Origin of the sequence: Frigoribacterium sp. MEB024, assembly GCF_000878135.1 — a bacterium.
GTDB lineage: Bacteria > Actinomycetota > Actinomycetes > Actinomycetales > Microbacteriaceae > Frigoribacterium.
The window spans coordinates 37,597-53,130 of record NZ_JXQZ01000001.1; the positions used below are offsets into that span (position 1 = coordinate 37,597).

14 protein-coding genes and 2 tRNA genes are annotated in these 15,534 nt (G+C 71.7%); 14 read left to right on the top strand and 2 right to left on the bottom strand.

Translation table 11 applies throughout. From position 1 onward, the window contains the following. From SZ60_RS00170 to SZ60_RS00190, 5 genes are all read left to right on the top strand, one after another. Window positions 1-1,014, top strand: a complete 1,014-nt coding sequence (locus tag SZ60_RS00170; RefSeq protein WP_043592591.1) for an ABC transporter permease — start codon at window positions 1-3, stop codon at window positions 1,012-1,014. Beyond that, entirely contained in the window at window positions 1,011-2,753 is a 1,743-nt protein-coding gene (locus tag SZ60_RS00175; protein ID WP_082059738.1) for an ABC transporter ATP-binding protein, read from the top strand. Before SZ60_RS00170 ends, SZ60_RS00175 begins: the two co-directional genes overlap by 4 nt. 2 nt (window positions 2,754-2,755) lie before the next feature. Further along, the gene (locus SZ60_RS00180) at window positions 2,756-3,655 is read left to right on the top strand and encodes an ATP-binding cassette domain-containing protein (RefSeq protein ID WP_082452288.1); all 900 of its coding nucleotides are present in this window, start codon (window positions 2,756-2,758) and stop codon (window positions 3,653-3,655) included. Window positions 3,656-3,816: 161 nt separating this feature from the next. Next, window positions 3,817-4,728, top strand: coding sequence for an NAD(P)-dependent oxidoreductase (locus SZ60_RS00185; RefSeq protein ID WP_231567013.1), 912 nt, complete (start codon window positions 3,817-3,819; stop codon window positions 4,726-4,728). 114 nt (window positions 4,729-4,842) lie between these two features. Beyond that, window positions 4,843-4,915: transfer RNA gene (locus tag SZ60_RS00190), tRNA-Asn, on the top strand. A 157-nt stretch (window positions 4,916-5,072) separates the two neighbouring features. On the opposite strand, the gene def is transcribed toward SZ60_RS00190, so the two are convergent. Then, window positions 5,073-5,639 (bottom strand): peptide deformylase, encoded by a 567-nt coding sequence (gene def / locus SZ60_RS00195; RefSeq protein WP_043592595.1) that lies wholly within the window; start codon window positions 5,637-5,639, stop codon window positions 5,073-5,075. Window positions 5,640-5,680: 41 nt separating this feature from the next. On the opposite strand from def, the gene SZ60_RS00200 reads away from it, so the two are divergent. The 9 genes from SZ60_RS00200 (at window position 5,681) to SZ60_RS00240 (ending at window position 14,093) form a co-directional block, all read left to right on the top strand. Then, on the top strand, window positions 5,681-6,595 hold the full coding sequence (locus tag SZ60_RS00200) for a DMT family transporter (RefSeq protein WP_043592833.1): 915 nt from the start codon (window positions 5,681-5,683) through the stop codon (window positions 6,593-6,595). A gap of 95 nt (window positions 6,596-6,690) precedes the next feature. After that, window positions 6,691-7,974, top strand: coding sequence for a glycosyltransferase (locus SZ60_RS00205; protein ID WP_231567004.1), 1,284 nt, complete (start codon window positions 6,691-6,693; stop codon window positions 7,972-7,974). Window positions 7,975-8,030: 56 nt separating this feature from the next. Continuing rightward, window positions 8,031-8,104, top strand: a tRNA-Ile gene (locus SZ60_RS00210). Window positions 8,105-8,216: 112 nt separating this feature from the next. Further along, window positions 8,217-8,558: a hypothetical protein gene (locus SZ60_RS00215; protein WP_156155427.1), complete on the top strand. Its 342-nt coding sequence runs from the start codon at window positions 8,217-8,219 to the stop codon at window positions 8,556-8,558. A gap of 370 nt (window positions 8,559-8,928) precedes the next feature. Continuing rightward, window positions 8,929-10,065 (top strand): LLM class flavin-dependent oxidoreductase, encoded by a 1,137-nt coding sequence (locus SZ60_RS00220; RefSeq protein WP_043592598.1) that lies wholly within the window; start codon window positions 8,929-8,931, stop codon window positions 10,063-10,065. Between the two features lie 19 nt (window positions 10,066-10,084). Further along, window positions 10,085-10,726 (top strand): FMN reductase, encoded by a 642-nt coding sequence (locus SZ60_RS00225; protein WP_043592600.1) that lies wholly within the window; start codon window positions 10,085-10,087, stop codon window positions 10,724-10,726. Between the two features lie 105 nt (window positions 10,727-10,831). After that, on the top strand, window positions 10,832-11,689 hold the full coding sequence (locus SZ60_RS00230; protein WP_043592602.1) for a DUF1684 domain-containing protein: 858 nt from the start codon (window positions 10,832-10,834) through the stop codon (window positions 11,687-11,689). Between the two features lie 42 nt (window positions 11,690-11,731). Beyond that, a complete protein-coding gene (locus SZ60_RS00235; protein ID WP_043592604.1) occupies window positions 11,732-13,393 on the top strand; it encodes a bifunctional 3'-5' exonuclease/DNA polymerase in 1,662 nt (553 codons plus the stop codon). Window positions 13,394-13,589: 196 nt separating this feature from the next. Continuing rightward, entirely contained in the window at window positions 13,590-14,093 is a 504-nt protein-coding gene (locus SZ60_RS00240; RefSeq protein ID WP_043592605.1) for a DUF3145 domain-containing protein, read from the top strand. 102 nt (window positions 14,094-14,195) lie between these two features. Here SZ60_RS00240 and SZ60_RS00245 read toward each other — a convergent pair whose 3' ends face one another. Then, window positions 14,196-15,434 (bottom strand): beta-ketoacyl synthase, encoded by a 1,239-nt coding sequence (locus SZ60_RS00245; RefSeq protein WP_043592607.1) that lies wholly within the window; start codon window positions 15,432-15,434, stop codon window positions 14,196-14,198. Window positions 15,435-15,534 lie beyond the last annotated feature (100 nt).

Consider the following 15,534-nt stretch of genomic DNA (forward strand, 5'->3'; position numbering starts at 1 on the left):
ATGACCGATGCAGCCGTCGCGGCCGACCGCCGCGAACCCCTCTACAAGCGCCTTCCCGTCGTCGCCCAGATCCGCCGCTCGGTGGGACTGCAGCGCGGCATGTTGCTGACCGGCGTCGTCATCGTCGCCGTGTTCGTGCTGCTGGCGATCTTCGCCCCGCTCATCGCGCCCTACGGCTTCGGCCAGCTGCGCGGTGCCACCGAGGCCTTCCCGCGCCAGGCGCCGCCCTCGGCCGAGCACCTGTGGGGCACCACGGTCGGCGGCTACGACGTGTTCAGCCGCGTCATGTGGGGCACCCGCACCGCCGTGGCCGTGGTCATCGTGGCCGTCGTGCTGTCGATCACGATCGGCGTGACGCTCGGCCTGATCTCGGGCTACCTCGGCGGGTGGCTCGACCGGGTGCTCGTCGTCATCGCCGACGCGGTCTACGCGTTCCCGTCGCTGTTGCTCGCCATCGTCGTCTCGATCGTCATCAGCGGGGGCCAGTCCAGCCTCTGGGGTGGCATCGTCTCGGCGGGCATCTCGATCACCGTGGTCTACGTCCCGCAGTACTTCCGGGTCGTCCGTGCCGAGGCCACGAGGCTCAAGGCCGAGGCGTTCGTCGAGTCGGCGAAGGTGAACGGCAGCAGCACGGGCCGCATCATGTTCAAGCACGTCCTGCGCAACGCCACGCGCAGCCTGCCCCTGATCCTCACGCTGAACGCGTCCGAGGCGATCCTGACCCTGGCGGCCCTCGGCTTCCTCGGCTTCGGCATCGGCCCGACCGCGGCGGCCGAGTGGGGCTACGACCTGAACCGCGCCCTGTCCGACACGGCCAGCGGCATCTGGTGGACCGGCGTCTTCCCCGGCGCGGCGATCGTCCTGATGGTGCTCGGCATCACGTTGATGGGCGAGAGCCTGAACGACCTGGCCGACCCGCGCCTCCGGACCCGCCGTCGCGCGAAGCGCAAGACGAAGGCCGGCCGCGGTGCCGAGCAGGCACCGACCACGACGAACGACGAGGTGACCGCATGAGCGCCGACACGACCACGACCGGCCGACCGGCGGCCCCGCGCGACGAGCGCCCCGTCGCCGTCGGCATCACCGACCTCGAGGTCACCTTCGCGACGGACGGCGGTGACGTCGCCGCCGTGCAGGGCGTGACGCTCGACGTCCGCGCGGGCGAGGTGCTGGCGATCGTCGGCGAGTCGGGCAGCGGCAAGACCGTGACCGCCAAGACGATCCTCGGCCTGTTGCCCGAGACGGCGGTCGCCACCGGCGCGGTGCTGCTCTCGGGGCAGAACGTCCTCGAGGTCGGCCCCAAGAAGGTCCGCGAGCTGCGCGGCACCGACGTGGCCATGGTCTTCCAAGAGCCGTCGACCGCACTCAACCCCGTCTACACGGTGGGTTGGCAGATCGCCGAGGGCCTCCGGGCCCACGGCAAGGTCGGACGCAAGGAGGCGCGGGTCAAGGCGATCGACATCCTGCGTCGCGTGGGCATCCCCGACCCCGAGGCCCGCGTCGACTACTACCCGCACCAGTTCTCGGGCGGGCAGAAGCAGCGCGTGGTCATCGCGATGGCGCTCGTCCTCGACCCGTCGGTGATCGTCGCGGACGAGCCGACCACGGCCCTCGACGTGACCGTGCAGGCCGAGATCCTCGACCTGCTGCGCCGCTGCCGCGACGAGTTCGGCACGGCCATCGTGCTGATCACGCACAACATGGGCGTCGTCGCCGACCTCGCCGACCGCGTCGCCGTCATGTACCTCGGCAAGGTCGTCGAGCAGGCCCCGGCCGTCGAGCTGTTCGCGAACCCGCAGGACGACTACACCAAGCGCCTGCTCGGCTCGGTCCCGAAGCTCGAGGCCCGCGGTCACACGCAACAGGAGCAGCCCGCCGACAGCGAGGTCGTCGTTCGTGCCCGGGGACTCGAGATCGAGTACCCCGGTCGCCTCGGCCGCGGCGGCTTCCGGGCCGTCAAGGGAGTCGACTTCACCATCGCCCGCGGCGAGGTCCTCGGCCTGGTCGGCGAGAGCGGTTCGGGCAAGACGACGATCGGACGGGCCATCGCCGGGCTGACGAAGGTCACCGGCGGGTCGCTCGAGGTGCTCGGCATCGAGATGAACGGGGTGCACGAGCGCGACTTCAAGCGGAAGCGCGCCGACATCGGCTTCGTCTTCCAGGACCCCGCGTCGAGCTTCAACCCGTTGCTGACCATCGCCGAGTGCGTGGCCGAGCCGCTCATCGTGCACGGCCGTGCGAAGGACGCCCGGGCCGCCCGTCCGCGCGTCGACGAACTGCTCGAGGCGGTGCAGCTGCCGAAGTCGTTCGCCGACCGCTACCCCCACGAGCTCAGCGGCGGGCAGCGTCAGCGGGCGAGTCTCGCCCGGTCGCTCGCCCTCGACCCGACGTTGCTGATCGCGGACGAGCCCACCAGCGCCCTCGACGTGTCGGTGCAGGCCCGCGTGCTCGAGCTCTTCACCGAGTTGCAGGCGCAGCTGGGCTTCGCCGCCCTGTTCATCAGCCACGACCTGGCCGTCGTCAACATGCTGGCCGACCGGATCGGCGTGCTGTTCCACGGCGACCTGATCGAGAGCGGTCCGAACGACCAGGTCCTCGGCGCACCCGAGCACCCCTACACGCAACGCCTGCTGGCGTCGTTGCCGGTGCCCGATCCGATCGAGCAGGCGTCTCGTCGTGAGCGCCTGGCCGCCCTGGACCGCCGCGCGGCGGGCGACGCCGCCCTCGGAACCACGACCGGCGGGGTGGCCTGACGGTGCCGGGCCGCGAGCTCGACCTCGACCAGCCGGTCGTCACCGACGACCTGTCGCTGCTCTACCCGGCGCGGGCGGGCCACCCGGCCGTGCGGGCCGTCGACGGGGTGACCCTGCGGGTCGAGCCGGGCGAGATCGTCGCCGTGCTCGGCGAGAGCGGCTCGGGCAAGTCGACGCTCGCGATGGCCCTGGCCGGGCTGACCGGCACGGGACGCGTCGACGAGGGGCGACCCCGTCTGGTCGGTGGCACCGCGCGCGTCTTCGGCCAGGACGTCGGCAAGCTGTCGGGCCGGCGACGCGACCGGCTCTCGGCCATGGTCGGCTATCTGGCGCAGGACGACGGCGAACGGCTCAGCCCCGACCTGACCGTCGGCGAGGCCATCGCCGAACCCATCTACCTGCGCGACCGGAAGTTCGACCGCACCGAGGCCGGACGCATCGTCGCCACGCTCGTCGACGGCGTGCACCTGCCGCTCGGCACCATGCTCAAGCAGACCTGGGAGCTCAGCTCGGGTCAGCGGCAGCGTGTCGCCCTGGCTCGCAGCCTCGTCCTCGAGCCGCCCCTCCTGATCGCCGACGAGCCCGCTCGCGGGGTGGACGTGCTCGTCCGCCAGGCCGTCCTCGACGTGATCAAGAACCTGCACGAGGGGCGTCAGTTCTCGGCTCTCGTGGTCACCTCGTCGGTGGCCGAGGCGCGGGCGATCACCGACCGCGTCGCCGTCATGCGGGGCGGTCGCCTGGTCGGGCTGGGCGACATCGACGACGTGCTCCGGACCGGCATCGACCCGTACGTCAAGGTCCTCTCGCAGACCACGCCCATCGACATCATCCGCCCCGAAGAACGTGAGTCCGGGCGTCCGCTCGATCCCGACGCCGAGCCCCGCGGCGAGCAGGCACCGTGACCACCGAGCCGGCCTCGGGCCCTGCCGCGGCGGACGCCGCCCCCGCCTCGGCGGACGCCGCCGTCGTGACCAGCCCGGGAGGCGCGCGCGGCCACCGCGCGGTCGTCACCCCGGGTCCCGTCCTCGCGCCGGGGCGTCGTCCGACCCCGGGCGCCGTCTCGGTGGCCCCCCGTCCGACCCCGGTCTTCGTCGACGCCGTGCGTGCCGGGGGAGCGGACGTCGTCCCGCTCGGCCCGGACACCCGCGGCCTCGTCTGGCTCTCGTACCGCGACCCCGACGGCCTCGCGCGGGCCCTCGACGAGAACCCGGGCGTCGAGTGGGTGCAGCTGCCCTACGCCGGGGTCGACGCCTTCGCCGAGGTCATCGCCGCACGGGCCGACCGCGCGCTGCCGCTCTGGACCAGCGCCAAGGGGGCGTTCGCCGAGCCCGTGGCCGAACACGCCCTCATGCTGGTGCTGTCGTTGCTGAGGGTCGTGCCCCAGCGCGTGCGCGCGACGTCCTGGGCCACCGAACAGCAGGGCCGCTCGCTCTACGGCCGGCACGTCGTCGTCGTCGGCGCCGGCGGCATCGCGATCGAGCTGATGCGCCTCCTGGCCCCGTTCGACGTCCGGGTGACGATCGTGCGCCGATCGGACGAGCCCGTGCCCGGAGCAGACCGGACGCTCTCGGTCGGGCGCCTGGACGAGGTGCTGCCCACCGCCGACGTCCTCGTCCTCGCCGCCGCCGCGACGCCCGGGACGGCAGGCCTGCTGGACGCGCGTCGGCTCGCCCTGCTGCCGTCGACGGCCGTGGTCGTGAACGTCGCCCGGGGCAGCCTGGTCGACACGGACGCCCTCGTCGAGGCGGTCAGGGCGGAGCGTCTCTGGGGCGCGGGGGTGGACGTCACGACGCCCGAGCCGCTCCCCGACGGCCACCCGCTCTTCGGCGAGCCGCGCGTCATCGTCACGCCGCACCAGGCGGACACCCCCGAGATGACGGCCCCGCTGCTGGCCGAGCGCATTCGCCACAACGTGCGGGCCTTCCTCGGCGACGGCGACTTCGTCGGGGTCGTCGACCCGCACGACGGGTACTGACGTCGCGGTCGCGGACGTCCGACGCGCCGCGTCACCACCGTGGTCCGTCGGGGCCTCAGATCTTTGCTAGTGTTGTCTCCGCTGTCACGGACGAAAGTCCGGGGCGGTTGCCATTCCTCGATAGCTCAATTGGCAGAGCAGCCGGCTGTTAACCGGCAGGTTGTTGGTTCGAGTCCAACTCGGGGAGCGAAGGCCCAGAGGCTCCACCCTCTGGGCCTTTTCTCTTGCCCGGCCCGTCCCGGGTCGTTCTTCACGCCCGGTCCGTCCCGGGCCGAACGCGAAGGAGGCGCGTCCTGCTGTTCGCAGGACGCGCCTCCTTCGTCCAGGGGCGGCTCGGTCCGAGGTCAGTCCTCGAGGTGGTCGACTCCCGGCAGCCAGGTGCTGCCCGGCTGGCCCCAGCCCTTCTTGCGGACGGCCTTGGCGGCCGCCTTGTGGAACGGGTGCTCGAGCCGGTCCGCGTACAGGATGCCGTCGAGGTGGTCGTACTCGTGTTGGAAGATGCGGGCGAGCCAACCCCAGGCCTCGATCTCGACCTCGTCGCCGTCGAGGTCGGTGGCCCGCAGCACGACGCCGTCGGCGCGGCGCAGCGGGAACCTCTCACCCGGCACCGACAGGCACCCCTCGGACTCGGAGTCGTCGTCGAGCGGCTCGATCGAGAGCGGGCTCTGCCACAGCGTCGGGTTGATCGCGACGCCCCGCCACAGCTCGCCGTCGTCGTCGGTCCACGAGTAGACGAACAGGCGCTTGCCGACGCCCACCTGAGGGCCCGCGAGGCCGACGCCCGGGGCGGCGTCCATCGTCTCGAACATGTCCGCGACCAGCGTGCGCAGCTCGTCGTCGACGACGGTCACCTCGGAGGCGGGGGAGTGGAGCACGGGGTCACCCGTGATGGAAATGGGTCGAACGGCCATTCGTCCAGACTATCCAGCGCCACGGCGCTAGCGTGGACGCCGTGACGACGGACATCGGGGAGCTCACCCAGCAGGTATCCCTGACCCCCTATCAGGCGCTCGGCATCCCCATCGCCCTGATCGGTGCGGTGTTCCTCTCGATCGGCGCGCAGCTGCAACACCAGGGCGTCGCGAAGGTCGAGCGGCGGATCGGTGCGGCCAAGAGCGGCATGAACGTCCGTCAGGTGCTCGCCCTGGTCGGCCGCCCCTCGTGGGTGCTGGGCACGCTGATGCTCGGCCTCGCCATCCTGTTCCAGTTGACCAGCCTGCGCATCGCGCCGTTGCTCGTGGTGCAGCCGCTCGGCGCGGTCGCACTGGTGATCACGGCGATCCTCAACTCGCGGTCCACCGGTCGACGACTCGACCGCCGCGCCAAGCGGGCGATCCTGTTCTGCGTCGGCGGGGTCGGGCTCTTCGTCACCGTGGCGGCCTTCACGGCCATCGAGCCCGAGATCACCACGCGGCAGCTCGTCACCGTCCTCGTGATCCTCGCCGTCGTCGGCTCCGTGCTGGGCGTCGCCTTCGCCCTGTTGCGCCGTCGTCGCAGCGCGCTGTTCTACATCATCGCGGCGGGCGTGCTCTACGGCTTCGTCGCGACCCTCGCCAAGGTCGTCCTCAACCGGGTCTTCGCCGGCAACTTCGACTGGTTGACGATCGTCTGCATCGTCTTCCTGCTCGCCGCGGGTCTGCTCGGCGGGTACTTCGTCCAGAACGCCTACTCGTCCGGCCCGCCCGACCTCGTCATCGCCGGCCTCACCGTCGTCGACCCGCTCATCGCGGTCGGCATCGGCATCGTCGTGCTCGGCGAGGCACAGAACGCCCCCGCGATCGCCGGGGTCTTCTTCGTCGTCGCGGCCGCGATCGCGGTCTACGGCGTGTTCCAGCTCGCCAAATACCATCCCCAGACCCGAGCCTGAGCTAGCGTGGGGTCGTCTCGTCCGTCGATCTCACGACCGTTCGGATGCCTGACGCGACGCACACCTCACCGAGCACGAGAAGGACGCCACGACCCGTGACACCTGCCCCGACGCCCTCGGAACCCGGCCGACCCGACGACGCGACGTCGGCTGACGCCGCGACCCGCGCCTCCTCGGGGTCGTCCGGCCGGCTGACCGTCCTCATCGCGGGCGACACGTTCCCGCCCGACGTCAACGGTGCCGCCAACTTCACCGAGCGGCTCGCCGTCGGTCTCGCCCGGCGTGGGCACGACGTCCACCTCATGGTGCCGGCGGCCAGCCGCCACCACGGCACCTTCCTCGAGCAGCACGGCGGCGTCACGTTGACCGTCCACCGGCTCTACTCGACGCGCTGGCCCCTGCACGACTGGCTGCGCTTCGCGACCCCGTGGCGCGTGCAAGAGCACGCCGAGAAGATCTTCGACGAGATCCACCCCGACGTCGTGCACATCCAGTCGCACATCGTGATGGGCCGCGGCGTGGCGCAGGTCGCCGAGCGCCGGGGCGTGCGCATCGTGGCGACGAACCACTTCATGCCCGAGAACCTGCTCGAGCACACCGGCCTGCCCAAGGGGCTGCGCGCCAAGGCGACCCAGATGGCGTGGAACGACGCGAGCAAGACCTTCCGCAAGGCCGCGGCCATCACGACACCCACACAGAAGGCCGCGACCTTCCTCGAGAAGTCGGTCTCGGTCACCGGTGTGCTCGCCGTCTCGTGCGGCATCGAGGCCGGCCACTACACGGCCCTCGACACCCGCCCCGAGACGAACCGCATCGTCTTCGTCGGCCGGGTCACGGCCGAGAAGCAGATCGACGTGCTGCTCAAGGCGATGACCCTCCTCGACCCGGCGCTCGGCGCCACCTTGACGATCGTGGGCGGGGGAGATCTGTTCAAGCAGCTCCAGACGACCAGTCGCGACCTGGGGCTGGCCGACGTGGTCACCTTCGCGGGCTATCTGTCCGACGACGAGTTGCGCCACACGCTCACCGAGTCGACCGTGTTCGCGATGCCCTCGATCGCCGAGTTGCAGAGCATCGCCAGCCTCGAGGCGATGGCGTCCGGGCTGCCGATCGTCGTGGCCGACGCGATGGCTCTGCCGCACCTGGTCGACGAGGGCGAGAACGGCTACCTCTTCCGTCCGGGCGACAGCCGCGACCTCGCCGACAAGCTCACGACGGTGCTGACCGCACCCGACGACGAGTACCTCGCCATGCGCCGGGCCAGCCTGAAGATGATCGAGGGGCACGACATCGAGCGCACGCTCAGCGTGTTCGAGAGCCTGTATCGTGGTCAGCCGGTGGTTCCCTCCACCGACGCGGCGTCCGACCGCGCGCACTGACGGTCGACCGCGGCTCCGCCCCGGCCGGCCCCGGCTCGCACCGGTGGCCGTCGCGAGGGGCGGTAGCTCAGCCGGTTAGAGCAGTCGACTCATAATCGATCGGTCACGGGTTCAAGTCCCGTCCGCCCTACAGGGTCTCCGGGCGCGGTCCTTCGTGTCCCGGCGAGCCGCGGCCTCCGGGCCTGCTGTGAGCGCGGCCGCGTCGTCGCCCGGCGCGCGTCGTGCGTGGCACGATGTCGTCCATGTTCACCAAACGGCCCCGACAGCCGGAACCCGAACCCGACGCCTGGGGCGGCGATTCCTCCGACGGCGACGGTCGATCCGGTCCGGCGCGCATGGGCGTGGGTGCGCAGGTGTACGTGCTCGACTCGGACGAGGACCCGGCCACGCCGTTCCCGTACGGCCCGACCGGCATCGTGGTCCGGGCCGGCGGCAGCGCCTGGCAGGGAGTGTCGGCGATCGGCGGATCGGCCCGCACCTGGTGGGTCGAGTTCGACTCGCCCCAGATCGACCGCGACGGCGACGGGCCCGTCTCGCAGGCCCAGGTCGCGGAGCGCTGGCTGCGCCTCGCCCCCCTCGCCTGAACCGCCGCCCGGCAGCGACCGCCCGCCACCGCGCGTGCTGTCGCCGAGAGTGCCGCGCTTCTCGCACGACGTCCTGCCGCGGTGGCTTCGGCCACCCCGCCGCGTGGTCGGCAACTCCTGCCCCCTGCTGCGTCGTTCCTCGGCGGCCCCGTGTTTCCGGGCCCTGACTTCGGCGGTGCAGCACCAGCCCTGAGTTGCCGACACGTCGCACGTCGCCCGCCGCTCGCCGAGGTCGAGGTCGAGGTCGAGGTCGAGGCCACGACGGCCGCGACACGTTCCTGTGTCTGTCGCACGGTCCGGGAATGCCACGCCCCACCCTCCGGTTCACCGAAGTGCATGCAAACGCATGCAGATGTTCTAAGGTGGAGCAATGCAGTTCGGAATCTTCAGCGTCGGCGACATCACGACCGACCCCACCACCGGTGCCACCCCGACCGAGGGCGAGCGCCTCCAGGCGATGGTCACCATCGCGAAGAAGGCCGAAGAGGTCGGCCTCGACGTCTACGCCGCAGGCGAGCACCACAACCCGCCCTTCGTGAACTCGAGCCCGACGACCCTCCTCGCCTACATCGCCGCGCAGACCGAGCGCATCGTGCTCAGCACGGCCACGACCCTCATCACCACGAACGACCCGGTGAAGATCGCCGAGGACTTCGCGATGCTCCAGCACCTCGCCGGTGGCCGGGTCGACCTCACGCTCGGCCGCGGCAACACGGGCCCGGTCTACCCCTGGTTCGGCAAGGACATCCGCCAGGGCATCAACCTGGCGATCGAGAACTACGCCCTGCTGCACCGTCTCTGGCGCGAGGACGTCGTCGACTGGAAGGGTCACTTCCGCACCCCGCTGCAGGGCTTCACGTCGACCCCGCGTCCGCTCGACGGCGTCGCGCCCTTCGTCTGGCACGGCTCGATCCGCAGCCCCGAGATCGCCGAGCAGGCCGCGTACTACGGCGACGGATTCTTCGCCAACCACATCTTCTGGCCCGCCTCGCACACGAAGCAGATGGTCGAGCTCTACCGCAGCCGCTTCGAGCACCACGGCCACGGGCGTGCCGACCAGGCGATCGTCGGCCTCGGCGGTCAGGTCTTCCTGGCCAAGAACTCGCAGGACGCCAAGCGCACCTTCCGTCCCTACTTCGACAACGCCCCGGTCTACGGCCACGGCCCCTCGATGGAGGACTTCACGAGCCAGACCCCGCTCACCGTCGGCAGCCCGCAGGAGGTCATCGACCGCACCCTCGGCTTCCGCGACTACGTCGGCGACTACCAGCGCCAGCTCTTCCTCATGGACCACGCCGGCCTGCCCTTGAAGACGGTCCTCGAGCAGCTCGACATCCTCGGCAGCGAGGTCGTACCGGTCCTGCGTCGCGAGTTCGCCGCGAACCGTCCGGCCGACGTGCCCGACGCCCCCACGCACGCCTCGCTCGTCGAGGCCGCGACCCGGGCATCGCAGTCCACGACCGAACCCACCGCGCACGACGCGCTCACCGCGTCGTCCGCCCGCTGAGACACGCAGGAGGCGCGCCATGAGCACCAAGAAGATCGTCGCCCTGTCCGCGGGGCTGAGCCAGCCCTCGTCCACCCGTCTGTTGACCGACCGTCTGGTCGAGGCCACCACGCGCGACCTCGTTGGCCGCGGCTCGTTCGTCGAGGTCGAGGTCGTCGAGCTGCGTGACCTCGCGCACGAGGTGACGGACGCGATGCTCACCGGCTTCGCGCCTCCTGCCCTCGCCGAGGCGCTCGAGAAGGTGTCGAGCGCCGATGGCGTGATCGCGGTCACACCCGTCTTCTCGTCCTCGTACAGCGGCCTGTTCAAGTCGTTCGTCGACGTGATGGACCACAAGGCGCTCACGGGCACGCCCGTGCTGATCGGGGCGACCGGAGGCACGGCCCGCCACTCGCTCGCCCTCGAGTACGCGGTGCGACCGCTGTTCGCCTACCTCCAGGCCGTCGTCGTGCCCACCTCGGTGTTCGCGGCGTCCGAGGACTGGGGAGAGGGCGACGGCACCTCGACCACGCTGCCCGAGCGCGTGACGCGGGCCGCGGGGGAGTTCGCCGAGCTCGTCGCCCGGCACGAGGGCGCGCTCGACGACCCGTTCGCCGCGGTCGTCCCCTTCGACGAACAGCTGCGACGCCTCGCCGTGGGCGGCGACGACCCGCAGCCCTGAGACGCCGGACGAGGAGGCGCGGTGCCGGTCTCGACCACGTCCCGCCCGTCGGGGCATGAACCGCGCCTCCTCGGCGTTGCCCATCGTCAGACCCCAGGAGGACCGATGACCGACAGCACCGCCGACACCACCCGCACGCCCGACGACGCCGCGCAGGCCGAGCTCGACCGATTCCACGCCCTGCGGAGCACCCGTGTGGTGTCGCCGCAGGGGCCGCTCGCCCTGACCGGAACGCAGTGGGTCGACCTCGAGCAGACCGTCTGGGGCGTGCCGGGCCGTTGGGCGCCGACCCCGCAGGGCGTGTCGGGGTTGGCACTGACGGCGGTCGCCGCGGACGGCATCCACGTCGACGGCGATCTGGTCGACGGCACCGTGATCGTGGCGGGCGACGACGCGACGGCCCCGAGCAGCCTCCGGTTCTCCGAGACCACGACCGGCACGGTGATCGCGAACGACGACCACACCGGGTACGCCCTGCGCGTCTGGGACTCCGCGTCGGACGCCGTCACGGGGTTCGGCTCGATCGACGCCTTCCCGTTCGACCCCGACTGGGTCGTCACGGCCGAGTTCGTGCCGACCGCGCCCGACACCCAGGTCGACATCCGCCACCAGGCGGACCTCGAGCTCAGTCGGCCCAAGCCGTTGCCCGGGCTCATCCGCTTCACCCGCGACGGGGTGGACCACGAACTCGCGGCGTTCCCGTCGGGTGACGGCGATCGGTTGCAACTCGTCTTCGGCGACGCGACCAACGGCGACAGCACGTACTCCGTCGGCCGGTTCCTCTTCCCGACCCCGAACGGCGACGGCACCATCACGCTCGACTTCAACCGGGCCGTCCTGCCGCCCTGCGCCTTCTCGTACGCCTTCAACTGCCCGATCCCGCCGGCCCAGAACCGGTTCGCGTCGCCGATCGAGGCCGGCGAGAAGAACGTCCTCGACTCCGCCGGGCACCCGCTGCACTAGGCACGGGCCGACGGTGTCGGTGCGGGGTGGGATGATCAGGCGGTGTTCTTCCTGCTGCGTCGCCTGCCCGACGGCGACGTCGAGCTGACGCGGTACGAGCGCGGCGCGTCGGGGCGACTCGAGGCGGCAGGGGTCGACGTCATCCCCGCGGCCGACCTGCCGGGGCGCGTGGCCGCCCTCGAGCGCGAGGCCTCGCCCCGCTGGGTCTGGGACGACACCCCGCGGTGGTACCCGCGCCTCCTCGACGCCGGGGTCACGGTGGCCCGCTGCGTCGACCTCCGGCTCGTGCACGCCATCCTGCGGCGCTCGACGGCGGCCCCCGGCTTCCCGGTCGGAGGTGCGGCTCCCGGGCCGTGGGACGTCCCCCAGGCGGCGCCGGGGGAGTCCGACGGCCTCTTCGAGGTCGTCCCCGACTCGCTGCCGGACCCGGCCGCCGAGTTCCTCGCCCAGCGCGACGCGGTCGAGGCCTCTCCGACCCGGGGTCGACTCGAGCTGCTCGTCGCCGCCGAGTCCACCGGCGCGTTGATCGCGGCCGAGATGCGCCACCGGGGCATCCCGTGGTCGCCTCGGGTGCACGACGAACTGCTGACCGCCGCCCTCGGGCCGAGGCCCACCCCGGGTGAGCGACCGGCCCGCATGCGCGACGCCCTCGACGAGGTGCGGCAGGCGCTCGAGGCGCCCGACCTCAACCCCGACTCGCCGGCCGAGCTCATCAGGGCACTGAACCGCGCGGGCGTGCTCGTGCAGTCGACGCGTCAATGGGAACTGCAACGGCACGAGCACCCCGCGATCGAACCCCTGCTCCGCTACAAGAAGATGCAACGACTGCTCGTCGCCAACGGCTGGGCCTGGCTCGACGCCTGGGTGCACGGCGGGCGCTTCCGCCCCGACTACGTGCCGGGCGGAGTCGTGACCGGCCGCTGGGCCACGAGCGGAGGAGGCGCGCTGCAGCTTCCGCGGGCCGTCCGCGGCGCCGTCGTGGCCGACCCGGGCTGGAAGCTCGTGGTCGCCGACGCCTCGCAACTCGAGCCGCGCATCCTGACCGGGTTGTCGGGCGACCGCTCGATGGCCCGGGCCGGATCGGGCGACCTCTACGAGGGCATCGTCGCCAGCGGAGCCGTCGCGACCCGCGCCGAGGCCAAGGTCGCGATGCTCGGTGCGATGTACGGCGCGACGCAGGGCGAGAGCGGCCGCCTCGTGCCCCGCCTGGCCCGACGGTTCCCCGACGCCATGGCACTCGTCGAGTCGGCGGCCCGCACGGGTGAGGCCGGGGGAGTCGTCGACACCCTGCTCGGTCGGAGTTCGCCGCGTCCGTCCGACGACCCGGCCGCTTCCGGGGGCGCCGGGGCGGGCGCACTGCCTCCCGAGATGGGCGTGCGGCCCGCCGATCGCGACGCGCGCTCGTGGGGGCGGTTCACCCGCAACTTCGTCGTCCAGGGCACGGCCGCCGAGTGGGCCCTGTGTTGGATGGGTGCCCTGCGCCGACGCCTGCACGAGAGGTGGGGGGCCGGCGTCCCGGCACCCCACTTCGTGTTCTTCCTGCACGACGAGGTGGTCGTGCACGCACCGGCCGCCGCCGCCGACGAGGTCGCCGCGCTGGTCGCCGAGAGCGCGGTCGAGGCCGGTCGACTGCTGTTCGGCGACGCCCCGGTCGCCTTCCCGGTGACGGTCGCCGTCGTGGACGACTACTCGCAGGCGAAGTGAGCCTCCGGGTACAGCGAGACTCCGCGCCATTCGCAGGTGTTACACAGTTGTGATTTCCCAGCCCGGTCGGTCATAATTCACAGAACGGGCACCGTCCCGCGTACCACCGGGCTCCGGCCCGCACAATCGAAGAACGCACACGAATCACGTCTGACAGGTCGATGGGGAAGTCGCACCTGAACCAGATGGAGGAATCGTGGCTGCTGCAATCGCTCGGGGAGTGCTCTACGTGCACTCGTCCCCTCGTGCACTGTGCCCACACGTCGAGTGGGCCGTCGGTCGTGCCCTCGGGCACGGCGTGAACTTCGCCTGGGTCGACCAGCCCGTGCTGCCCGGCGCCCGCCGCACCGAGTTCTCGTGGCAGGGCGACGAGGGCTCCGGCGCCCGCATCGCCTCCGCCCTGCGCGGGTGGGAGCACCTGCGCTACGAGGTGACCGAAGACCCGGGTGAGTCCCACGACGGCGGTCGCTGGATGCACTCGCCCGACCTCGGCGTCTTCTTCGCACAGACCGACACGGCCGGCAACACGGTCATCCCGGAGGACCGCATCCGCTACGCGATGGAGATCGCGGGGTCGAACACCCTCGAGCTGCACCGCGAGCTGCGTCTCGCCCTCGGCCAGGCCTGGGACGACGAACTCGAACCGTTCCGTCACAGCGGCGAGGGCAACCCCGTCGTCTGGCTGCACAAGGTCGGCTGACCCGCCCCTCGGGCTCGGTGCGCGCCGGGCCACCCCGGTGACGACGAACGAGGCGCGGGTGGCGTGATCACGCCACCCGCGCCTCCTGCGCTGCCCGCCCGGTCAGACCGAGCGGAAACCGACGACGGCGTTGTGGCCGCCGAAGCCGAACGAGTTGCTGATCGCGACGATCTCGCCCTCGGGCAGGGGGCGGGGTTCGCCGACGACGACGTCCATGTCGATCTCGTCGTCCATCTGCGTGACGTTAATCGTCTGCGGTGCGAGGCGCTCGTGCAGGGCCTTGACCGTGAACAGCGCCTCGATGCCGCCCGCGCCGCCGAGCAGGTGGCCCGTGGCCGCCTTGGTCGCCGAGACGATCAGCTTCGAGGTGTGGTCGCCGAAGACGCGCTTGATGGCGTGGTACTCGGCGATGTCGCCGACCGGGGTGCTCGTCGCGTGGGCGTTGACGTGGACGACCTGGTCGCGGTCGACCCCGGCGTTCTCGAGCGTCGCGATGACGGCCCGGGCGGCGCCGGTGCCCTCGGGGTCGGGAGCGGTGATGTGGTACGAGTCGCTGGTGACCGCACCACCGATGAGCTCGGCGTAGATGCGGGCCCCGCGGGCCAGGGCGTGCTCTTCCGTCTCGAGGACGAGCGCAGCACCGCCTTCGGCGAGGACGAAGCCGTCGCGCGTGACGTCGTAGGGACGGGATGCCGTGGCGGGGTCGTCGTTGCGCTTCGAGAGAGCCTGCATGGCGGCGAACGAGGCCAGGGGCATCGGGTGGATGGCCGCCTCGGAGCCGCCGGCGACGGCGATGTCGGCCAGGCCGGACTGCAGGTGCTCGTAGGCCATGGCGATCGACTCGGTGCTGGAGGCGCAGGCCGAGACGACCGTGCGGGCTCCGGCGCGCGCACCCAGGCTCATCGAGATGGCGGCGGCGGGACCGTTCGGCATGAGCATGGGGACGGTCATCGGCAGGACGCGTCGCGGGCCCTTCTCGCGCAGGGTGTCCCACCCGTCGAGCAGCGTCCAGACGCCGCCGATGCCGGTGGCCCAGTCGACGATGAAGCGCTCGGGGACGACCTCGGGCGAGCCGGCGTCGGCCCAGGCCTCGCGGGCGGCGGTGAGCGCGAACTGGCTCGACGGGTCGAGGCGCTTGATCTCTCGACGGTCGAGCACGTCGGCCGAGGGGGTGCGTGCCTGGCCGGCGAAGGTGACGGGCAGCTCGTACTTGGCGACCCAGTCCTGTTCGAGCGTGGTGATGCCCGACTGGCCGGCGAGCAGGTTCTGCCAGCTCTCGGTGGCGGTGCCACCGAGCGGACTCGTGGCGCCGAGTCCGGTGACGACGATCTTCTTGGTCATTGACGTTCCTTCTGGGAGGGCCGGTCGGTGGGCTGTGCCGATGTACGACGACGCCGTGACCCGGGCTGCAGCCGAGGCTGGTGGCGTGGGGTCGACGGCG